The organism is Sulfurihydrogenibium sp. YO3AOP1, from assembly GCF_000020325.1.
Classification (GTDB): Bacteria; Aquificota; Aquificia; order Aquificales; family Hydrogenothermaceae; genus Sulfurihydrogenibium.
This window is the reverse complement of record NC_010730.1, coordinates 210312-231233: the sequence shown is the minus strand read 5'-3', so window position 1 is coordinate 231233 and position 20922 is coordinate 210312. Positions and strand designations below refer to the sequence as shown.

The window sequence follows — 20922 nt, the reverse complement described above, 5'->3', positions numbered from 1 at the left end:
AGAAAAAATGTTATTAGAAGAGAAAAGAGTACCAAAAGCAGTTAGGGAAGATATTAGGAATATTGCTATTATTGCCCACGTAGACCATGGAAAAACAACGCTTGTTGACGCACTACTTAAACAAAGTGGTACTTTTAGAGAAAATGAAGAAGTAGCGGAAAGAGTTATGGATAATATCGACTTAGAAAGAGAGCGTGGTATCACAATTATGGCAAAAAATACAGCTATAAGATATAAAAACTATAAAATTAACATCGTTGATACTCCGGGGCACGCTGATTTTGGCGGAGAGGTAGAAAGAACATTAAAAATGGTTGATGGTGTAATACTTCTTGTTGATGCATCAGAAGGACCACTTCCTCAGACAAGATTTGTTTTAAGAAAAGCGTTAGAATCTAATCTAACACCTATCGTTGTTATAAACAAAATAGATAGACCGGATGCAAGAATTCAAGAAGTGATAAATGAAGTTTACGATTTATTTATAGATTTAGACGCAACGGAAGAGCAGCTTGAATTTCCAATTCTTTACACGATAGCAAGAGACGGAATCGCAAAAGAAAACCTTGAAGATGATTCAAAAGATTTAAAACCATTGTTTGATAAAATCATAGAATATATACCGGCACCATCTTATGACCCGGACATGGGATTACAATTTCTGATTACATCCTTAGATTATGACAACTTCGTCGGGAGGTTAGCAATTGGAAGAATTTTTAATGGTTCTGTAAAAGTAAATCAACAAGTGTCAGTGGTAAAAAAAGATGGAACAATAATTAAAGGAACTGTAAGAACATTATATACTTACGAAGGACTCAAAAGAGTAGAAACAAAAGAAGCAAAAGCAGGAGATATAGTAGCAATAGCAGGATTGGAAGATATAACCATCGGAGAAACTATAGCTGACGCTGAAAATCCTGTAGGACTTCCTCCAATAACAGTAGAAGAGCCAACAATATCTATGATATTCTCAGTAAACGATTCTCCATTTGCAGGAAGAAGCGGAAAATTTTTAACATCAAGACATTTAAGAGATAGATTGTACAAAGAGACATTAACTAACGTTGCTATAAGAGTATCTGACACAGAAAATCCAGACTCATTCTTAGTAATGGGTAGAGGAGAATTACAGCTATCCATACTGGCTGAAATGATGAGAAGGGAAGGCTATGAGTTTCAAGTATCAAAACCGGAAGTTATAGTAAAAGAAGAAAATGGTAAAAAATTAGAGCCGGTAGAAAGGGTTTTAATAGATATTCCGGAAGAGTACGTAGGAACAGTTACTCAAAAGCTTGGTTCAAGAAAAGGCAGAATGATAAACATGATTAATCATGGATTTGGAAGGGTAAGGCTTGAATTTATTGTTCCATCAAGAGGACTGATTGGATACAGGTCAGAGTTTAAAACAGATACAAGAGGCGAAGGCTTAATCAACACAATCTTTGAAGGCTGGGAAGAGTGGCAGGGAGAGATTAAAACAAGACAAAACGGAGCATTGATAGCTGATAGAAAAGGTGTAGCAACACCATACGCAATTTTTGGATTACAAGATAGAGGAGTTTTCTTTATAGAACCGGGTACAGAAGTTTACGAAGGCATGATTGTAGGAGAACACAGCAGAGATAATGACCTTGATGTAAACGTAACAAGAGAAAAGAAATTAACTAACATGAGAGCTTCCGGCTCTGATGAAAACATTAAAATCATCCCGGCTAAAAAGATGGACTTTGAAAGAGCCATGGAATGGATTAATGAAGATGAGCTTATAGAAGTAACGCCGGATGCTATAAGAATAAGAAAGAAAATTTTAGAAGCAAACAAAAGAAAGTGAATCAAGAAATTCTAATAAAAGAAGATGAAGATATCTCACCTTTTATTAGAGGAAAGATAAAAATCATTCAAAAAAGGGAAGGCTATAGGTTTAATATTGATAGCCTTCTTCTTGTTGATTTTTTAAACATCAAATCATCCGGAAAAATCATAGATATAGGAACGGGAAGCGGTATCATACCAATTCTAATTAGTCTTAAATATAAAAATCTTAAACTTTATGCTTTAGAAGTTCAGGAAGATTTATTTGATATTGCCAAAAGAAATTTTCAAATTAACAACGTCCATGTTCAAATAGCACTCGGAAATGTTAAGGATGTAAAAAAGATTTATAATCATCAGTATTTTGATTATGTAGTAATTAATCCACCGTATTTTAAAGAGGGTAATTATAAAAATATTCAAGAAAAGATAGCAAGAAGCGAAGCTTTAGCTAAGCTGGAAGATTTTATCTATGGAAGCTGGTATCTTCTTAAAAATAAAGGAAAGCTTCATCTTATAAACATTACAGAAAGATTTTCAGAAACCGTATCGCTTTTAAAAAAATATAATATTCAGCCAAAACGTTACAGATTTGTTCATCCATCAATCAATGAAAAAGCTACCCATTTTTTAGTAGAAGCATCTAAAAATTCAAAAGAAGGTGGAGAAATTGTAGAAGCACCTTTAATTATCTATGAAAATCCCAAAGAAAAAAAATATACTGATTATGTTTGGAATTTATTAGAAAATGGATTTTAAAGCTAAATGAGAAAGTGAGACGTGAAAAGTTGATAAAATTTATATGAAGATGTTCTAAATTTTTTAAACTGTAGAGTGTATATGTAGATATAACTTTAACTTTATCCGACATCCTAAGGACTTTGGTCCGAAGGATCTCCTCTTTTAAAAAATGAGAGGCAATAGGAAAAAAGTAGGAGATTCTTCGCTCACGCTCAGAATGAAGCTATAGAGAGGCAAAAGAGGATATTCTTAATCGGCTGCAGAATGACAACTTTACTTTCTCTTCCACTTTTCCACTTTATTTTTCATCCTAAGGACGTAAGTCCGAAGGATCTCTTTTTTAAATTCTATTAAAAACCACTAATTTATCTCCCAAGGTATTTTCTCTTTAAACTTTATAATAAAATTTGTAAATGTCTCAACTAAGTTCGTTTTTTTTCAGCAAAACCTTTATATCTCTAAACTTATGCTAAAATATAACCTACATTTTTTAAAAAGGAGGGTTCAATTTGGAATATCACATCAAGGATATTAATCTTGCAGATAAAGGTCTTTTGAGAATACAATGGGCTGAAAAAGATATGCCTGTTTTAAGACAGATCAGAGAAAGATTTTCAAAAGATAAGCCTTTAAAAGGTTTAACGATAGGAGCTTGTCTGCACGTTACAACGGAAACAGCAAACTTGATGATAACATTAAAAGAAGGTGGAGCAAATGTTTATCTAACAGCATCTAACCCACTTTCTACACAAGATGACGTAGCAGCAGCACTTGTAAAATACTTTGAAATACCAGTTTTTGCAATACATGGAGAAGATAGAGACACATATTACAGCCATTTAAACGCGGTTCTTGACAGAAAACCAAACATAACCATGGACGATGGAGCCGATTTAATATCACTGCTACATAAAGAAAGGCAAGATTTAATTGAGAATGTATACGGTGGTACAGAAGAAACCACAACCGGAGTAATCAGATTAAAAGCTATGGCAAAAGATGGAGTGTTAAGGTTTCCGGTTATTGCTGTAAATGATGCATACACAAAACATCTTTTTGATAACAGATATGGAACAGGACAATCAACGATAGATGGAATTTTAAGAGCAACAAACAGGCTTATAGCCGGGTCAAAATTTGTTGTTGCTGGTTATGGATGGTGTGGTAAAGGCGTTGCAATGAGAGCAAGAGGAATGGGTGCAGATGTAATCGTAACAGAAGTTGACCCACTAAAAGCTCTTGAAGCAGTAATGGATGGCTATAGAGTTATGCCAATGGAAGAAGCAGCAAAAATTGGAGACTTTTTTGTAACTGTAACAGGAAATATAAATGTAATAGATAAGCATCATTTAGAAGTTATGAAAGATGGAGCTATTGTAAGTAATTCTGGACACTTTGATGTTGAAATAAACTTGAAAGCACTTGAAGAAATGGCAGTTGCAATAAGAGAAATAAGAGATAATGTTAAAGAATACACCCTAAAAGATGGAAGAAACCTGTATGTATTGGCTGAAGGAAGACTTGTAAACCTTGCAGCAGCAGAAGGACATCCAGCACAAGTAATGGATATGTCTTTTGCAAACCAGGCTTTATCTGCTGAATATGTCTATAAAAATGCAGATAAACTTGAAAAAACAGTATACAAAGTTCCTGATGAGCTGGATTTTGAAGTTGCAAGATTAAAACTAAGTGCAATGGGAATAAAAATAGATACACTTACAGAAGAACAAAGAGAGTATTTATCAAGCTGGCAACATGGTACATAAAAAACTATTCAAGGAGGCAGACATGACAAGAGAAGAAGCAATCAAAAAATTATTAGAGACAGATGAAGAATTTAAGCAAATGTATGAAGAGCATCAAGAATTAGAATGGAAAGTTCAAAAGCTTGAAAAACATTTTCCACCAGACCCAGAAATTGAAGCTGAAGAAGAAAGATTAAAAAGAAGAAAGCTTTTCTTAAAAGATATGATGGAATTAAAAATTAAAGAATTCTTATCAAAAACTCAAGGATAACACTCACACAACGGCAAGCCTTAGAGCTTGCCACTTTCATAAATTTAATCTCAAGGTATAATCACATAGATTTTGTCCTATATTTCAGGTGAGGAATTAGGTAAAAGTTGGAAATTCTTCGCCGACTGCATAATGATAACTTTACTTTCGTAAGGGCGATTCATGAATAACTCCTACACTTACCCTGTCATCCTGAGGCCATAAGACCGAAGGATCTCATTTTTAAATTCTATTAAAAACCACTAATTTATCACCCAAGGTATATAAAAACATAGACTTTACCTATTAATCCATTTGATAGGTAATTTACGAATTATTTTGTACTGAAGTTCATGAACTGTATAGTATTTGCCAATTTGTTCAAATCTCTCAGCTTGGAATCTTTAATAAAAAAGGGAAGTTAGCCGGTGGCCAACTTCCAAAATTCTTGCAGGAGGTGGGTCTTGAAGAAAAAGTGCAGCAGGAGCTATAAGTGATATTAAAAATTTATGCCAATTTTCTATTATGTAAATACAAACACTTTTATATTTTACTGTCCAAAAAAGAACAAATGACTGTCCGATTTGGAACAAGAGAGGTGAAATTTGAAGCTATTGTCTAAAAAATTTATAAAATACATGAGTAAAGCCAGTTATAAATACTATCTAAAAAATAGTTTTAGCTATTGTTATTCTTAGCTTTAATAATTGAGCATAGCCGTTGTGAGAATTGTTAATTTATCGCTTTTTTACTCAATCTTATTGCTAATTAGAACACCATCTCTTAAAGGAATTAAAACACTAAAAAACTCTTTATTTTTAAACATATGCTCATTAAATTCTTTAATTTTTGCTGTTTTTTCATCTGGATTATCCTGTGCAACTTTGCCATACCATAGCGTATTGTCAGCGATAACTAAACTACCAACTTTAAGATTGTCTTTTAATGTTAAAATAGCTTCAAGATATTTAGTTTTTTCTAAATCCAGAAATAAAATATCAATATCTTTATACTCTTTTGCTATCTCAATAGCATTTCCTACTCTAAACTCTGTTTTATCTAACAAACCAAATCTTTCAAAATACGATTTTGCCATAGATAGGTTTCTTTCTTGATAGTCTGTTAATACAACCTTTCCGCCATTCATAGCTTTTGCAAAGTAATAAGCAGAATATCCATAACCAGAACCAAGCTCTACGACTAATTTTGGATTTTTTAACTTTGTAATTAGATAAATTAGTCTTCCAACTGTTCTATCAATGATAGGGAAGTCATTTTTATGAGCATAGTCTTCCATTTCTTTTAAGATTTCTTCATCTTCAATGAAGGCAATTCTGTTTAACTGTTCTATGTAAGCTTCTACTTGCGGATTTAGTATATTCATAGGCTAAATTTTAGCATATCTTATAAGATGCTATAATATTTTTAATCATATTTTTGGAGTAAAGATGGTTATATTCTCAACAGGTTTTAACTATAAAACAGCGCCGGTAGAGATTAGAGAGAAGTTAGCCATAACAGAAAACAATTACGGCTTAATTCTTGAAAAATTAAATTCTATTGAAGATATATATGAAATCTGCGTAATTTCTACTTGTAACAGAGTTGAGCTTTACGGAGTATCTAACGATAATATAGAAAAAGTAAAAGAAGAGATTTTAAGAATTCTATCTCAGTATTCTACTGTTCCTGTCAATACTTTAAAAGATTATTTATTTTTCTATACAAACAAAGAAGCAATCAGACATATATTTAGAGTTTCTTCAAGCTTAGATTCTATGGTGATAGGCGAACCACAGATTGTTTGTCAATTTAAAGATTCGTTTACAAAAGCAAAAGAGTATAAAGCCGTCCGTCATATTCTTACAAGATTATTTGATAAAGCTTTAAACGTATCAAAAAAAATCAGAACTTCTACCGGTATATCAAGAAGGGCTGTATCTATAAGCTATGCAGCTGTTTTGCTTGCAAAGAAGATTTTTGGAGATTTGAAAGATAAAAATGTGCTTATAATTGGTGCTGGCGAGATGGCTGAGCTTGCAGCTAAGCACCTTCATTCTCTAAATGTAAAACATATTTTTGTGTCAAACAGAACATTTGAAAAAGCTGTTGAACTTGCAGACAAATTCAGCGGAAGTGCAATTAGATTTGAAAAAATTCAAGAATTTTTACCGGAGGCAGATATTATAATCGTTTCAACAGGTGCAAAAGAACCAATTCTAAAAAAAGAAGATGTTAAAAGAGCAATAAAAAGCAGAAAAGACCCACTTTTTATAATAGATATCTCTGTTCCAAGAAACGTTGAAGAGAGTGTTAACGAGCTTGAAGGTGTTTATTTATACAACATTGACGATTTAAAACAGGTAGTAAATTCAAACTTAGAAGAAAGAAAAATAGAAGCTCAAAGAGCCGAATTTATAATCGACGAAGAAGTAGAGAAGTTTGTCAAATGGTTAAATGCTCTAAAAGTTAGTCCTATTATTTCAAGTGTTAGAGATTATGCAGATAAGCTTAGACAACAGCAGTTGGAAAAATTGTTTAAACAAATGCCTTATCTAAATGAAAAAGAAAGAGAAACCATTGATTTGGCAATGAGGTCTTTGATAAACAAACTACTTCACAGACCAACTATGTATATCAAAGATAAAGCTGCAAAAGAAGGAAATACAGAAGTAGTAAAAATTTTTGAAGATATGTTTAGCTCAAAATGGGATTTCAGAAAAAAAGGCAAGAATTTAGAGGAGATAGAAGATATTGTTAGAGAAGAGCAGTAGAATCTTCTTGTTAGGCTTGATTTTTCTTGTCATTTCTTACATTTTTAATCAAATTAACGACTATATAGAAAGAGAAAATCTAAATAGATTAAGATATACAAATAACACAATAGAAAATTTTATATACATATCTAAGTCAGATAAAGAGTATAAACTGACAGGGCAAAAGATGGTAAAGGTTAAGGAAAACGTTCATATAGAAAAGCCGTATTTAATTTATAAAAGCGATGATAGGTCTTTTGATTTAACAGGAGATTTAGCAACATATTACGGACAGCAAAAAATAATTGATATTTATAATAATGTAAAAGTTATATCTAAGAATCTTCAACTTACGACCGATAAATTATTTATAGATACAGAAAGAAAGATTGCGTACAACTATAGTCAAAATTATATTAATTCTGAAAAAATGCAAACCGTAGGAAAGAATTTGTTTTTTAATTTTGAAGAAGAAAACATAAGATTACAAAATGTTAAAACAACAGTGAGAGGAAAAGATGCATGATATAAATTTTTTAATTAACAAAGAATCCCCTACTTTCCTTGAATTTTTTGCCAGCCGTATTTATAAATTAGCGTTTTTTATTATTTTATTTTTTGTGTTGGTTGCATACAGTCAAGAAAAAAAAGAAACGAATAAAAAAGAGCCGGTGGTAATAACAGCTGATAAGTTGGAATACTTTAACAAAGATAAAATAGCTATATACACAGGAAAAGTTGAAGCTATAAAGGGAAATATTAAATTAAATGCAGATATGATGAAAATATTTTTAGACGATAAAGGTGATGTCTCTAAAATAATAGCTACCGGTAATGTTTATTTTGAGCAAGAAAACAAATGGGGTAAAGGTAAAGAAGCAGAATACTATAAAGATAAAAATTTGATAATTCTTAGAAATAATGCAGAAGTTCATCAAGATAAAAACGTTGTAGAAGGTGATGAAATTTACTATTACATAGATGAGGAAAAAGCTATAGCAACTTCAAAAACTAAGAGAGTAAGAAGTATAATCTTTCCAAAGGAAAAACAAGAGTAAATGAGTTATTTAGATTTTTTTGGTTTAAAAGAAGATCCATTTAAAATAACACCCGACCCAAGTTTTTTCTACGAATCTTTAACTCATAGAACTGCCAAAAATTTATTAAAATACGTTGTTGAAAATGGAGAAGGTTTTTGTGTAATCGTTGGAGAACCTGGAACAGGAAAAACTACCATTTTGAGAAAATTCTTATCCGACCTACCAGATAAATATATTTATGCATTGATTTTAAATCCAAACCTTCAACCAGAAGAGTTTTTAAAGACATTGATGGATGAGTTTTCTCTGGAATATGATAAGGATATTTCCAAAGATAAAATATTAAAAATATTGAAATTATTTTTACTTGAAAATATTAAAAAAGGCATAAAAACATTAATCATAATAGATGAAGCACAGCTTATGCCAGTAGAAACATTAGAAGAGTTAAGATTGCTATCTAATTTAGAAACTGAAAAAGAGAAATTAATTCAAATTATTTTAGTAGGTCAGCCAGAGTTAGAAGAAAAATTAAAGCTTCCTAAACTTAGACAGTTAGACCATCGAATTACAAATAAAATGTTCCTAAATTTTTTAAACTTAAAAGAAGTTGAAAAATACGTTATGCATCGTTTAAAAATAGCAAATGGTGAGAATATAAATATTGACCCAAAAGTTTTTGAAGAATTATATAAAAATACTGAAGGAATCCCAAGATTAATAAATTCAGTTATGTCAAAAGCTTTAATGTCTGCATATTTGGAAAATAGCCAAGTAATAAAACCTCACCATATAAGATCTGCATTGAAATCTCTTTTGAAAGAGGAAAAAGGAGAAAAAAAATATTTAAAAACTATAATCTTATTAGTCATCCCAGCATTTATCTTAATTTTAATATATCTTGTCTTAAGATTTTTAGGAGGATAATCTATGAATAGATTTGATATGGCAGCGTTTACATGGGATGAAAAACCTGCAAGAGTCAATATAGCAAAAAATGTAGCTGAAAAAATAAAAGAGTTGGTTCCATTAAATCAAAACATGAAAGTCTTAGACTTTGGATGTGGAACCGGATTATTGTCCTTTTTCTTACAGCCTTATGTTGGAGAGATTACAGGAATTGATACATCAAAAGGAATGATAGAGGTTTTTGATAAAAAAATTAAAGAAAATCAAATCGAAAATATGAAATGTCTCAATTTAGACATTTATACAGATAAACTATCAGAAAAGTACGACTTAATCGTTAGCTCTATGGTTTTTCATCATATAAAGGATATAAGTCAGATATTAAAAATTCTTTACGATTATCTAAATGAAGATGGTTATATTGCGATTGCTGACCTTGTTAAAGAAGATGGCAGCTTTCATGATGACAATGAAGGGGTTGAACATTTTGGGTTTGAAATACAAGAGATGGAAAATAAACTTAAAGAAGCCGGATTTAAAGAAATCAAGTCTGAAATAGCGCATATAGTTAAAAAACAAAGAGAGAGCATGGAAAGAGAGTATCCAATTTTTTTAGTTGTAGGAAGAAAGTAATGGATTTAGCCCAGCTTAAAAAGATTGTAAATGGTGAGTTTTTAAATCTTAAAGAAAATAAAAAAATAAATAGATTTGAGATCGACAGCAGGAGAGTAAAAGAAGGGGATTTTTTTATACCGCTTAAAGGTCAAAATGCAGATGGTCACCAATATATAGAAGATGCAATTGAAAAAGGAGCGGTTGGCTATTTTTCTGAAAAGCCTTTAAATTTTAAAAACGGAATCTTGGTTAAAGATACCTATCAAGCATTGGTAGAAGTTGGAAAACATAAAAGAAATCAAGTTAAAGCAGTCATTGGCATTACAGGGACAAGCGGAAAAACATCAACAAAAGAACTTATGAATTTTGTATTATCTAATCTTGCAAGCACCTATGCAACACAAGGAAACTATAACAACGAAATCGGCGTTCCTTTAACTCTTGCCAACATTCCAGAAAACATAGATTTAACAATCATTGAAATGGGAGCTGGAAAGGTAGGAGATATTGATTACCTTGGCAAGATGGTAAATCAAGATATTAGTGTTTTAGTATCCGTAGGACATGGACATGTTGGAAAGTTTGGCTCTTTTGAAAACGTTATAAAAGGAAAAGGAGAGATATTCAATTGCGGAGATTATTCAGTGTTGCCATCTGAATTAAAAAAGTTCTACAATCCAAAAAATCCAATAACATACGGAGAAGATGGAGATATTGAGATAAGAGATATAAAGATTGTCAAAGATGGGACAGTTGGAGTTATTAAATATAAAAATGATAAAATAGAGCTAAAAATACCGGTTTATAATATTGGCGTATTTAAAAATATTGGAGCGGTTGCCGGTGTCTTGTACCATTTTGGTTATGATCCAATAAAAAATCTTGAAGTTTTAAAAGATTTTAAATCTTCTTCCGGAAGAGGAGAAATCATAAATATTGGTAATTTTACAATCATTGATGACTCTTACAATGCAAATCCTTTATCTGTAAAAAATGCAATTGATATTTTAAACAGCATGGAAGGTTTTAAAATTTTCGTTTTGGGAGATATGCTTGAGCTTGGGGATTATTCTCAGGAGCTTCATAGAGAGATTGGAAAGTTTTTAAATGTTTCTTATATTGATTACATAATGCTTTATGGCAATGAAACAAAGTATGTTTTTGAAGAGATTGATGATAAGTCAAGGGTTAAACATTTTGATAACAAAGATGGCATAGTAGAGGATATTTTGAAATTTTCTAATTATCAGCCAGTTGTTTTGGTTAAAGGTTCTCGTGGCATGAAAATGGAAGATGTGATTTTAAAGCTTAGAATTATGCTAAAATAGATTCTGAAAAAATTCCAGGAGGAATATTTATGAGAGTAGCTATTAATGGGTTTGGAAGAATTGGAAGAAACTTTTTTAGAATTGTAAACGGCGTTAAAGGTATTGAAATTGTAGCTATCAACGACATAACAGATACTAAAACATTGGCACATCTTTTAAAATACGACTCAGTTCACGGAATATACGATGCTGATATAAAAGCTACAGAAGACTCTATTATTGTAAACGGAAAAGAAATAAAAATAACAGCTATAAAAGACCCTGCACAACTTCCATGGAAAGATTTAAACGTTGATATAGTCATAGAATCAACAGGGTTGTTTACAAAAAGAGAGGATGCGCAAAAGCATCTTGAAGCAGGAGCTAAAAAAGTTATTATCTCTGCACCGGCTAAAAATCCAGACATTACAATAGTTCTTGGAGTTAACCAAGAAGCTTATGACCCGGCAAATCACAACATTATTTCAAATGCATCTTGTACAACAAACGCACTTGCACCGGTAGTAAAAGTGTTGCAAAAAGAGTTTGGCATAAAGTATGGTTATATGGTAACAACCCACGCATACACAAACGACCAAAGAATATTAGACTTACCACATAAAGATTTAAGAAGAGCAAGAGCGGCGGCAGTAAATATTGTTCCAACAACAACAGGGGCAGCAAAAGCACTTGGAGAAGTTATCCCAGAAGTTAAAGGAAAGTTAGATGGTACAGCAAGAAGAGTTCCTGTTGCTGATGGTTCTTTAATAGATTTAACGGTTGTGGTAGAAAAAGAAACAACTGTAGAAGAAGTTAATGCTGCGATGAAAAAATACGCAGAAGGTGAAATGAAAGGAATTCTTGCATACTGCGAAGATCCAGTAGTATCATCTGATATTGTTGGAAATCCGGCATCTTCTATTTTTGACTCATTACTAACGCAAGTGATCGGTGGAAATCTTGTTCATGCGGCATCTTGGTATGATAATGAATATGGATATTCTACAAGATTAAAAGACCTTGTATTGTTCGTAGGCAGTAAACAATGATATTGATGATAGATAACTACGACTCATTTACATATAACATTGTCCAATATTTCTATGACCTTGGCCAAGAAGTCGTAGTTAAAAGAAATGATGAGATAACGATTGAAGATATTAAAAATATGGAAGGAATTGATGCGATTGTAATATCACCCGGTCCCTGCACTCCAACAGAGGCGGGGATCTCTGTTGATGTTATAAAAAACTTTAAAGGAATCTATCCTATTCTTGGTGTTTGCTTGGGACATCAATCGATTGGGCAGGCTTTCGGGGCCAAGATAGTGAAAGCTAAATGCTTAATGCATGGCAAAACATCAAAAATCTATCATAATGAAAAAGGCTTGTTTGAAGGAATACCAAACCCTTTTAATGCTGTAAGATATCATTCCTTAGTCATTGATGAATCGACTCTGCCGGAGGATATAGAGATAACTGCACGGTCTGATGATGATGAAATAATGGCAATAGAACATAAAAAATATCCAATATGGGGCGTTCAGTTTCATCCAGAGTCTATATTGACAGAGTACGGTCATAAACTTCTTGAAAACTTTTTAAAAATGAGTAAAAAAGAGGATATAAAAGAAAACTTAACAACTTAAATATCAAAAAACAAGAAAGACTGTTCCAAAAACCAACACTGTCATTCTGAGCGTAAGCGAAGAATCTCGTTTTCTCTCTTTTTAAAAGAGTAGATCTTTCAGCCTTTGGCTTCAGGATGACACGGAAAGGGAAGCTTAAAAAAATTTGGAACACTCTCCCTATAAATCAGACAATAATTTTCCACCCTTTGCCCAGTTTTCTCTGTCTACTTCTGTAATTACTATATAAGTAGATTGTGGTGGTTTGTTTGCAACCTCTTCTAATACTTTTGTAATACCTTCTACGATTTTTTCTTTTTGTTCTTTTGTTAGTCTTCCAGTTACCTTAACTTCAACGTATGGCATTTTTACTCCTCCAACTGATGCTGTTTTATTTTTCTATACAAAGACGATAAATCAATATCAAGAGCCTTTGCAACTTCTTTTAAATTTTTATTGTATACTTCCAAGGCTTTTTTAATCATCTCTCTTTCAAGTTCTTCTTTTGCATCTTTCAAAGGTCTTATTGTAATTGGAATGCTTTTTTCTTCATGGGCAGTAGTTTTACCAAACATGTTTGGGGGTAGGTCTTTGTTATAAACATAATCACCACTGTTAAAAATAACAATTCTTTCCATTAGATTTTTTAGCTCTCTTACATTTCCGGGCCAAGAATAGTTTAAAAAAGTTCTTTTTACTTCATCAGTCAGTATTGGTGGTTCTACTTTATTTTCTATTGAAAATTTCTTTATAAAGTACTCTGCAAGTAAGATTATATCTTCTCCTCTTTCTCTCAGTGGTGGTACGGTTAATGGAATTACTGATAGTCTAAAAGCTAAGTCCTGTCTGAAAGTGCCTTTTTCTACTTCTTTTTGTATATCTTTGTTTGTTGCTGAGATTACTCTTAAATCAACCTTTATTTTCGTATTACTTCCAAGTCTTGAAAATTCTTTTTCTTCTAAAACTCTTAAAAGCTTGGCTTGGGCAGATAGGCTCATATCTGCCACTTCATCTAAAAATAACGTTCCTTTGTCTGCAAGCTCTAACTTCCCTATCTTTCTTGTGAAAGCATTAGTAAACGCTCCTTTTTCGTATCCAAAAAATTCTGCTTCAAAAAGCTCGTCAGGTATTGCAGCACAGTTTATATCTACAAATGGATAATCTTTTCTGCTAGATTGATAATGAATGGATTTTGCTACAAGTTCTTTACCGGTTCCGTTTTCTCCAAGAATCATTACCCATGCATTTGTTTTTGCTACTTTTTCTATCTGTTTTTTCAATTGAACTATCTTTTCACTATTTCCGATGATTTCAATCTGACTTTCTTCTTTTTCTTTATAGAATTGAAGGCTTTGTCTCAATTTTATTTCTTTTTCTATTTTTTCTATTACTGCAAAAATCGTGTCTGTAGATAGCGGTTTTTCTAAAAAGTCGAAAGCACCTTCCTTTATTGCTTGAACGGCTATAGGTATGTTTGCATGACCGGAAATCATAACTATAAAGCTGTTTGGCTGATGCTCTTTTATAAAAGAAATCAAAGATATACCGTCTCCATCAGGTAGCCATACATCTAAGAATATCAAATCAAAAACTTCTTTTTTTATTAAATCCTTTGCAGATGTCAAACTTCCGGCAACGCTTACAGAATGACCTTCATCGCTGAGAATATCTTTAATCAAACTTTGAATATTTTTTTCATCATCTACAACCAAAATATTTAACATTTTTCGCACCTTACAACCCTTTTTGAGATACCACACATGATTTCGTATGAAATAGTTCCTACAATGTTAGCAATATCTCCAAAGGTTATTCTTTTATTGCCACTTTCTCCAACTATCACAACCTCATTACCAATATTTATATTCTCAATTTCAGAAACATCAACTATTGTCATATCCATTGTTATTTTACCAAGAATTGGAGCTTCTTTACCATTTACTAAAAAAAACCATCTATTGGATAAACTTCTTGGAAGACCATCTGCATAACCAAATGGTACTATGGCAACCTTCATAGGTTTTTTGGCTACAAAGCTTCCATTATAAGAAACTCTATCCCCTGATTTTACATCTTTAATAGAAATAATTTTAGATTTTACACTCATTACTTGTTTTAGCTCTATCGGATAACTTTCAAAAGGCTTTTCCCCATACATAGCAAGACCAACCCTTATAACATTGCAAAAATCACACTCATAAACAACGCCGGCTGAGTTTTGAACGTGTATGTATTTTGGCTTAACATCAAGAAGATTTAAAATCTCTTTAAACTCTTTAATCTGATTTATTGTATACTCTCTATCAGTATCAGCACTTGATAGATGAGTTAGTACTCCTTCTATCTCAAACTCTTTTAAAAGTGGTTTTATTTTATCCACATTCTCTAAATAAAACCCAAGCCTTCTCATTCCAGTATCAAATTTTAGATGTATTTTTCTATTTTTTAGCTTTCTTGCGATTTCCAACTGGTTAAAGTCTGAAATCACGGGAATTAAGTTGTACTGATTTAAAATCTCAATCTCTTCTTTTAAAACCCCGCCAAGAATAAGAATATTTTTAAAAATTCCATTTTCTCTTAATTCTTTCCCTTCTAAAGGAGTAGCAACGCAGAAAGATTCTATAAAATCTAATTCTTGTAGATATTTAGATACCAAAACCGCATTATGACCGTACGCATCTGCTTTTACCACTGCAAAAATTTTTTTCTTTGAAAAAGAGTATAAATTTTTTACATTATGCTTTAAATTTTCTAAATTTATTTCAGCAAAACTTCTATAAAAGCTAATCTTAAACCCTCCATAAAATTGTGATATTATAGTTTAACAAAAACTTAGAATAAAATGTAGGGATGGGTTAAAAATGCCTGAGAGAAAACCAGTTGTAGAAGGTTATCAGAAAGCCGTAGAAAAATTATCTGGTGTTGATATAAATGCAATAGTTTTTTTGCTTTTTATAATTTTAATTATTATTCTCGCTGTTTTATTTTTAAATAGTTTAAGTAAAAAACTTAAAGCGAAATACCATTATTCAGAATTTGTAAAATATGCTAAAGAGAAAGAGTTGAGCGATGAGCAAGTATCTATTCTTTGGGATTATTCTAAAAAGATGGGTAGAGACCCATTTTTAGCTTTAGAGTTTAAATCACCATTTGAGAAAGTTGTTGACCTTTATATAAAGGATAATCCAAATTTTAATGAAAATTTAATCAAAGATATGAGAGAAAAGCTTGGATTTGATGTCGTACCATCTTTTGTTCCAATCACTGTCACAAAAGATATTGATCTTTTCCAAGGAGGAAGGATTAAATTAGAAGATGGAAGAAGTTTTAATGTTGTCTTATATGACAAAGATGAATTATATATGTACTGGGCAATAACTGATAAAAATGTACCGAATTTAAATGTTGGTGATAAGGTAAAAATATCTTTTATAAGAAAATCAGATGGTGCTTATGTTGTTGAGGGGCAAATAGAGGATATCTTGAAAGAAAGTGGAAATGTTATATTAAAATTTCCTCACACATTTGAAATTCTAAGAATACAAAGAAGAGAATATCCGAGAATAGATACAGATATAGAAGCTGTATTAGGTAAAAAAATAAAGGAAGATGATAAAGAAATCATAAAGTGGCATATTGGTAGAATTCTTGATATAAGCCCATCTGGTGCAAGATTTTGCGTAAGTGTAGAAGAAAAAAATACATTAAACCTACGAATTGGGGATGAAATTATATTAACATTTACATTAGAGGAAAAAGATTTTCAGTTGACAGGTGATGTTGTAAATGTTTATGAAAAGCAAAAGATTATTTGTTACGGTATTAAATTTAAAGAAATTAAAGAAAGTATCCAAAAGGATATATTTAGTTATATAAGAAAAGAGCAGCAAAAAATGTTGAGCTTATATAAAAAACAATCTTGAAATTATATATTTTTTTCATATTATATTGATTTATTTTAAAGGAGGTTTCTTAAATGGATTTAGAAAAAATAAAAAAACAACTCTTAGAAAAAAGAGAGCAGATATTAAAATCTATGGAAGAAGCATTAAAAAATGATTTAAATGAAAAGACCGGTGTTGGTGATGATGCGGATAACGTAACAGAAGAGCTTAGTAGAGAAACGTTTTATAGATTAAACCAAGCAGATAGAGAAACTTTATTTTTAATAGACTTGGCTTTAAGAAAAATAGAAAACGGAACATATGGAATATGTGAAGAATGCGGTGCAGTTATTGGAGAAAAAAGACTTGAAGCAATTCCATGGGTAAGACTCTGCATTGATTGTAGCCAAAATGAAGAAATTGTTAGAGCTTTCCAACAAAAGAACGAAGAAGAGATGCTATATAACATCATACCTCCTGCTCTTGGTGGAGAGGAGGAAGAAAACAAAACTGTACCTTCTGAGTAATTAAATGAATAAGAAGGTTTTAACGTTTTTAGGCATTTCTTTTGTTATTATAGTTTTGGATTTAACAACTAAAAGCTTAGCAGAAAAGTATTTAGCAGATAAGGCTATTGAGATTATACCCGGACTTTTTAATCTGGTTTTGGTTTGGAATAAAGGTGCTGCTTTTGGAATGTTAGCAGAAGCTCCGGAGACTATAAGAAAATTAATGCTTGTAGGCTCTTCTATCATTGCTGCGGTAATCACTGCTGGATATGTTTTTAAGTCAAATGCAAAGCTATCTAATTTAGAGGTCTTAAGTTTAGCTTTAATCTGCGGTGGGTCTGTTGGAAATCTTTATGATAGGTTTATGCTGGGTCAGGTAAGGGATTTTTTAGATTTTTATATAAACGACCATCACTGGCCAGCGTTCAATGTAGCAGATGCTTCTATTACGATAGGTATAGCTTTATTTATTGGGTATGAGCTTTTTTGGAAGAAAAGAAGAATTACGAATTAGAAATATATAATACCTTGGATGAGAAATTAGGAGTTTTCATAGAATTTAAAATGAGATTCTTCGGACCAAAGTCCTCGGAATGACGAGGAGCTTCCGAATGATGTCATTCTGAGCGAAGCGAAGAATCTCCTACTTCCTTAATTTTTAAAATAGGAGATCCTTCGGCCTTCGGCCTCAGGTTGACAGAGAACGTTCTAATGGTGTCATTCTGCAGCCGCCAAAAAGAATCTCTTACTTTTACCCAATTTCTCATCCGACGTGTATAATATATAATAAGAATATTAGAATAACTTAAAGAGGTTTTAAAATTGATAGGATATTTAGTTAAAAAAATCTTTGGAACAAAAAACGAAAGAGAGATCAAAAGATTAAGAGAAATCGTAAATAAGATAAATAAGTTAGAGCCCGAGCTTGATGTTTTAAGTAATAAAGAGCTTATAGAAGAAAGTAATAAATTAAAAGAAAAAATTAGAGGTAACCCGCACCTTTCTGAGGCAATTACACAAGGAGAAATCATTGAAGAGCTTCCTTTAGCCTTTGCTATTGCCAGAGAAGCGTCAAAAAGGACTCTTGGGCTTAGACCTTTTGATGTTCAGCTTATCGGTGCTTTGGCTTTACATAAAGGTATGATTGCAGAAATGAAAACCGGTGAAGGTAAAACGCTTGTTGCAGCAATTGCAATCTATCTTAATGCTCTTACCGGAAAAGGTGTTCATCTTGTAACGGTTAACGATTATCTTGCAAAGAGAGATGCAACTCAAATGGGTTCTATCTATAAATTTTTAGGCTTATCTGTTGGAGTAATAAATACAAACAATGTTTCTTATCTTATCCAGTGGGCTGATGAAGAAAAATTCAAAAAAGCAGTAGAGCTTGATAAAAGAGTTTGGGAAAAAGGATTTTTTGGAGAGCTTTTACCACCAGAAAAGTATGATGTAGAAGCAAAAAAAGATTATTTCACTGTTGCTGTAGATTCAGACAGAAGATCGGCTTACGAAGCAGATATTACATACGGAACAAATAATGAGTTTGGATTTGATTATCTTAGAGACAATATGGTATTTTCAAAAGACCAAATGGTACAGGTAAAAGGACATCACTATGCTATCATAGACGAAGTAGACTCTATTTTAATAGACGAAGCAAGAACACCGCTTATCATTTCCGGACCATCTGGTGAAGATGTTTCTATCTATTACATGACAGATGCATTTGTTAAAACACTTACAAAAGATGAAGATTTTATCGTAGATGAGAAAAATAAAAATGCAGTTTTAACAGAAAAAGGCGTAGAAAAAGCAGAGAAATATTTTAACCTTGAAAACCTGTATGACCCAAAAAATATAGAAATCCTGCACGCAATAAATCAGTCTTTAAGAGCTAACTACCTTTATCATAGAGACAGGGATTATGTTGTAAAAGATGGAGAAGTTGTAATCGTTGACGAGTTTACCGGTAGACTTATGCCCGGCAGAAGATGGTCTGATGGATTACATCAAGCAATTGAAGCAAAAGAAGGTGTAAAAATCCAAGCAGAAAACCAAACCTTGGCATCTATTACGTTCCAAAACTATTTTAGAATGTATAAAAAACTTGCCGGTATGACGGGTACGGCAGAAACAGAAGCCTTAGAGTTTAAAGAGATTTACAACCTTGATGTGCTTGTAATACCAACAAACAAACCTGTAAAAAGAGTTGACCATCCAGACCTTGTATATAAAACCAAAAAAGAAAAATTCAATCAAGTAGTTGAAGAGATAGAAAGACTACATAAACAAGGAAGACCTGTTCTTGTCGGAACTGTTTCTGTAGAAACTTCTGAATTTTTATCAGGACTTTTGGAAAAGAAGGGCATTCCACACAACGTATTAAACGCAAAAAATCACGAAAGAGAAGCAGAAATTATAGCTCAGGCTGGAAGATTAGGAGCTGTAACAATATCTACAAACATGGCAGGTAGAGGAACAGATATTTTACTTGGTGGAAACCCAGACTTTTTGGCAAAAGAGATATTAAAGAAAAAAGGGTTAACTCCAGAAACTGCAACAGAAGAGCAGTACAGCGAAGCTTTAAAAGAAGCACAAAGAATTACGCTTGAAGAAAAGCAAAAGGTTATAGAGCTTGGCGGTCTTGCTGTAATAGGAACAGAAAGACATGAAAGCAGAAGAATAGACAACCAGCTTAGAGGTAGAGCAGGAAGACAAGGAGACCCAGGAAGTTCAAGATTTTTCCTATCTCTTGAAGATGATCTACTAAGACTTTTTGGCGGAGATAGATTGATTGCATTGATGGATAGGCTAAAAATACCGGAAAACGAACCAATAGAAAGCACGATGGTATCAAAAGCAATAGAAAACGCACAAAAAAGAGTAGAAGGTCAAAACTTCCAAATAAGAAAAAGGCTTTTAGAGTTTGACGATGTAATGAACAAACAACGTCAAGTTATATACTCTCTAAGAAGAGATATCTTAGAAGGAATAAACTTAAAAGATGAAATAAAACTTTGGCTAACTGATGTAGTTTTATACTTTTTAGATAAATACGCACCAGCTGAAGAATATCAAGAAAAATGGGATTTAGAAGAGCTAAAGAAAACATTTAAAGAATGGCTTGGGGTAGATATAGATATTCCAACAGACAAAGAATGGGACAGAAAAGAATTAGAAGAATACATATTAAAACAACTTGAAGAGTTTTACAATCAAAAAGAAGAAAAACTTGGCAGTTCTTTAATGAGAGAGTTTGAAAGATACATGACTCTTCAAGTATTAGATAATCTTTGGAAGGAACATTTACACAACTTAGACAGACTAAGAGAAAGCGTATATTTAAGAGGCTATGCACAAAGAGACCCACTTGTTGAATACAAAAAAGAAGCATTTGACTTGTTTGAAGATATGATGTTTAAACTAAAATACAACACACTTGAATACTTATACAAACTCCAAGTTCAATCTGAAGAAGAGATAGAAGAAGAAAGAGCTAAAAAAGAAAAAGAAGCTGAGAAAATACTTCAAAAAGCAGAAACAAACATTCAGCCAGAAGAGAAGAAAAAGAAAGTAATAAAGTATAAAAACAGAATGGAAAGAAGAAAGAATAAATAAGTGAGAAAATGAGGTGCGAGAGTATTGTAAAAATTTTTGTAATGAGATTCTTCGCTTTACTCAGAATGACACCATTGGTCGTTCTTTGTCATCCTGAGGACGTTAG

Annotated in this window: 20 protein-coding genes; 16 read left to right on the top strand and 4 right to left on the bottom strand. The window is 32.1% G+C overall.

What is annotated here, in order from left to right:
- The first annotated feature begins 7 nt into the window (after positions 1 to 7).
- From typA to SYO3AOP1_RS01070, 4 genes are all read left to right on the top strand, one after another.
- Positions 8 to 1834 (top strand): translational GTPase TypA, encoded by a 1827-nt coding sequence (typA, locus tag SYO3AOP1_RS01085; RefSeq protein ID WP_012458948.1) that lies wholly within the window; start codon positions 8 to 10, stop codon positions 1832 to 1834.
- Entirely contained in the window at positions 1831 to 2574 is a 744-nt protein-coding gene (locus SYO3AOP1_RS01080) for a methyltransferase (protein WP_012458947.1), read from the top strand. The genes typA and SYO3AOP1_RS01080 overlap by 4 nt, the downstream gene beginning before the upstream one ends.
- Before the next feature lie 491 nt (positions 2575 to 3065).
- Positions 3066 to 4322: an adenosylhomocysteinase gene (gene ahcY, locus SYO3AOP1_RS01075; RefSeq protein ID WP_012458946.1), complete on the top strand. Its 1257-nt coding sequence runs from the start codon at positions 3066 to 3068 to the stop codon at positions 4320 to 4322.
- A gap of 22 nt (positions 4323 to 4344) precedes the next feature.
- A complete protein-coding gene (locus tag SYO3AOP1_RS01070) occupies positions 4345 to 4572 on the top strand; it encodes a YdcH family protein (protein ID WP_012458945.1) in 228 nt (75 codons plus the stop codon).
- Between the two features lie 727 nt (positions 4573 to 5299).
- Here SYO3AOP1_RS01070 and SYO3AOP1_RS01065 read toward each other — a convergent pair.
- Positions 5300 to 5935, bottom strand: a complete 636-nt coding sequence (locus SYO3AOP1_RS01065) for an O-methyltransferase (RefSeq protein WP_012458944.1) — start codon at positions 5933 to 5935, stop codon at positions 5300 to 5302.
- A 64-nt stretch (positions 5936 to 5999) separates the two neighbouring features.
- On the opposite strand from SYO3AOP1_RS01065, the gene hemA reads away from it, so the two are divergent.
- From hemA to SYO3AOP1_RS01025, 8 genes are read left to right on the top strand one after another with little or no spacing between them, the layout of a single operon-like run.
- On the top strand, positions 6000 to 7325 hold the full coding sequence (gene hemA / locus SYO3AOP1_RS01060; protein ID WP_012458943.1) for a glutamyl-tRNA reductase: 1326 nt from the start codon (positions 6000 to 6002) through the stop codon (positions 7323 to 7325).
- Complete coding sequence (gene lptC, locus SYO3AOP1_RS01055) at positions 7306 to 7833, top strand: LPS export ABC transporter periplasmic protein LptC (protein ID WP_012458942.1); 528 nt, start codon at positions 7306 to 7308, stop codon at positions 7831 to 7833. The genes hemA and lptC overlap by 20 nt, the downstream gene beginning before the upstream one ends.
- Positions 7826 to 8365, top strand: a complete 540-nt coding sequence (lptA, locus tag SYO3AOP1_RS01050; protein WP_012458941.1) for a lipopolysaccharide transport periplasmic protein LptA — start codon at positions 7826 to 7828, stop codon at positions 8363 to 8365. The genes lptC and lptA overlap by 8 nt, the downstream gene beginning before the upstream one ends.
- The gene (locus SYO3AOP1_RS01045; protein ID WP_012458940.1) at positions 8366 to 9274 is read left to right on the top strand and encodes an AAA family ATPase; all 909 of its coding nucleotides are present in this window, start codon (positions 8366 to 8368) and stop codon (positions 9272 to 9274) included.
- Between the two features lie 3 nt (positions 9275 to 9277).
- A complete protein-coding gene (locus tag SYO3AOP1_RS01040) occupies positions 9278 to 9889 on the top strand; it encodes a class I SAM-dependent methyltransferase (protein ID WP_012458939.1) in 612 nt (203 codons plus the stop codon).
- Positions 9889 to 11199 (top strand): UDP-N-acetylmuramoyl-tripeptide--D-alanyl-D-alanine ligase, encoded by a 1311-nt coding sequence (gene murF, locus SYO3AOP1_RS01035; RefSeq protein WP_012458938.1) that lies wholly within the window; start codon positions 9889 to 9891, stop codon positions 11197 to 11199. Before SYO3AOP1_RS01040 ends, murF begins: the two co-directional genes overlap by 1 nt.
- A 29-nt stretch (positions 11200 to 11228) precedes the next feature.
- Positions 11229 to 12227 carry a type I glyceraldehyde-3-phosphate dehydrogenase gene (gene gap, locus SYO3AOP1_RS01030; protein WP_012458937.1) on the top strand — a complete coding sequence of 333 codons (999 nt, stop codon included), beginning with the start codon at positions 11229 to 11231 and terminating at the stop codon, positions 12225 to 12227.
- Positions 12224 to 12826, top strand: coding sequence for an aminodeoxychorismate/anthranilate synthase component II (locus SYO3AOP1_RS01025; RefSeq protein ID WP_012458936.1), 603 nt, complete (start codon positions 12224 to 12226; stop codon positions 12824 to 12826). The genes gap and SYO3AOP1_RS01025 overlap by 4 nt, the downstream gene beginning before the upstream one ends.
- A 159-nt stretch (positions 12827 to 12985) precedes the next feature.
- Here SYO3AOP1_RS01025 and SYO3AOP1_RS01020 read toward each other — a convergent pair whose 3' ends face one another.
- Genes SYO3AOP1_RS01020 through alr form a run of 3 tightly spaced genes read right to left on the bottom strand, consistent with a single transcriptional unit; the run spans position 12986 to position 15566 of the window.
- A complete protein-coding gene (locus tag SYO3AOP1_RS01020) occupies positions 12986 to 13171 on the bottom strand; it encodes a 4-oxalocrotonate tautomerase family protein (RefSeq protein ID WP_012458935.1) in 186 nt (61 codons plus the stop codon).
- Positions 13172 to 13173: 2 nt separating this feature from the next.
- Positions 13174 to 14529 (bottom strand): sigma-54 dependent transcriptional regulator, encoded by a 1356-nt coding sequence (locus tag SYO3AOP1_RS01015; protein ID WP_012458934.1) that lies wholly within the window; start codon positions 14527 to 14529, stop codon positions 13174 to 13176.
- Positions 14523 to 15566: an alanine racemase gene (alr, locus tag SYO3AOP1_RS01010; protein ID WP_281340808.1), complete on the bottom strand. Its 1044-nt coding sequence runs from the start codon at positions 15564 to 15566 to the stop codon at positions 14523 to 14525. The genes SYO3AOP1_RS01015 and alr overlap by 7 nt, the downstream gene beginning before the upstream one ends.
- A 100-nt stretch (positions 15567 to 15666) precedes the next feature.
- Between alr and SYO3AOP1_RS01005 the strand changes: the two genes are divergently transcribed.
- From SYO3AOP1_RS01005 to secA, 4 genes are all read left to right on the top strand, one after another.
- Entirely contained in the window at positions 15667 to 16728 is a 1062-nt protein-coding gene (locus SYO3AOP1_RS01005) for a PilZ domain-containing protein (protein ID WP_012458932.1), read from the top strand.
- A gap of 53 nt (positions 16729 to 16781) precedes the next feature.
- Positions 16782 to 17216 carry a TraR/DksA family transcriptional regulator gene (locus SYO3AOP1_RS01000; RefSeq protein ID WP_012458931.1) on the top strand — a complete coding sequence of 145 codons (435 nt, stop codon included), beginning with the start codon at positions 16782 to 16784 and terminating at the stop codon, positions 17214 to 17216.
- Positions 17217 to 17220: 4 nt separating this feature from the next.
- Complete coding sequence (gene lspA, locus SYO3AOP1_RS00995) at positions 17221 to 17712, top strand: signal peptidase II (RefSeq protein ID WP_012458930.1); 492 nt, start codon at positions 17221 to 17223, stop codon at positions 17710 to 17712.
- Positions 17713 to 18020: 308 nt separating this feature from the next.
- Positions 18021 to 20816: a preprotein translocase subunit SecA gene (gene secA, locus SYO3AOP1_RS00990; protein ID WP_012458929.1), complete on the top strand. Its 2796-nt coding sequence runs from the start codon at positions 18021 to 18023 to the stop codon at positions 20814 to 20816.
- Positions 20817 to 20922 lie beyond the last annotated feature (106 nt).

Bases quoted from the DNA above. Each gene is read 5' to 3' on its own strand.
- SYO3AOP1_RS01015 (WP_012458934.1), bottom strand. From the start codon at position 14,529: ATGTTAAATATTTTGGTTGTAGATGATGAAAAAAATATTCAAAGTTTG.
- lptA (WP_012458941.1), top strand. From the start codon at position 7,826: ATGCATGATATAAATTTTTTAATTAACAAAGAATCCCCTACTTTCCTT.
- SYO3AOP1_RS01070 (WP_012458945.1), top strand. From the start codon at position 4,345: ATGACAAGAGAAGAAGCAATCAAAAAATTATTAGAGACAGATGAAGAA.
- SYO3AOP1_RS01005 (WP_012458932.1), top strand. From the start codon at position 15,667: ATGCCTGAGAGAAAACCAGTTGTAGAAGGTTATCAGAAAGCCGTAGAA.
- SYO3AOP1_RS01020 (WP_012458935.1), bottom strand. From the start codon at position 13,171: ATGCCATACGTTGAAGTTAAGGTAACTGGAAGACTAACAAAAGAACAA.
- SYO3AOP1_RS01025 (WP_012458936.1), top strand. From the start codon at position 12,224: ATGATATTGATGATAGATAACTACGACTCATTTACATATAACATTGTC.
- typA (WP_012458948.1), top strand. From the start codon at position 8: ATGTTATTAGAAGAGAAAAGAGTACCAAAAGCAGTTAGGGAAGATATT.
- gap (WP_012458937.1), top strand. From the start codon at position 11,229: ATGAGAGTAGCTATTAATGGGTTTGGAAGAATTGGAAGAAACTTTTTT.
- SYO3AOP1_RS01000 (WP_012458931.1), top strand. From the start codon at position 16,782: ATGGATTTAGAAAAAATAAAAAAACAACTCTTAGAAAAAAGAGAGCAG.
- SYO3AOP1_RS01045 (WP_012458940.1), top strand. From the start codon at position 8,366: ATGAGTTATTTAGATTTTTTTGGTTTAAAAGAAGATCCATTTAAAATA.
- hemA (WP_012458943.1), top strand. From the start codon at position 6,000: ATGGTTATATTCTCAACAGGTTTTAACTATAAAACAGCGCCGGTAGAG.
- murF (WP_012458938.1), top strand. From the start codon at position 9,889: ATGGATTTAGCCCAGCTTAAAAAGATTGTAAATGGTGAGTTTTTAAAT.
- SYO3AOP1_RS01065 (WP_012458944.1), bottom strand. From the start codon at position 5,935: ATGAATATACTAAATCCGCAAGTAGAAGCTTACATAGAACAGTTAAAC.
- SYO3AOP1_RS01040 (WP_012458939.1), top strand. From the start codon at position 9,278: ATGAATAGATTTGATATGGCAGCGTTTACATGGGATGAAAAACCTGCA.
- lspA (WP_012458930.1), top strand. From the start codon at position 17,221: ATGAATAAGAAGGTTTTAACGTTTTTAGGCATTTCTTTTGTTATTATA.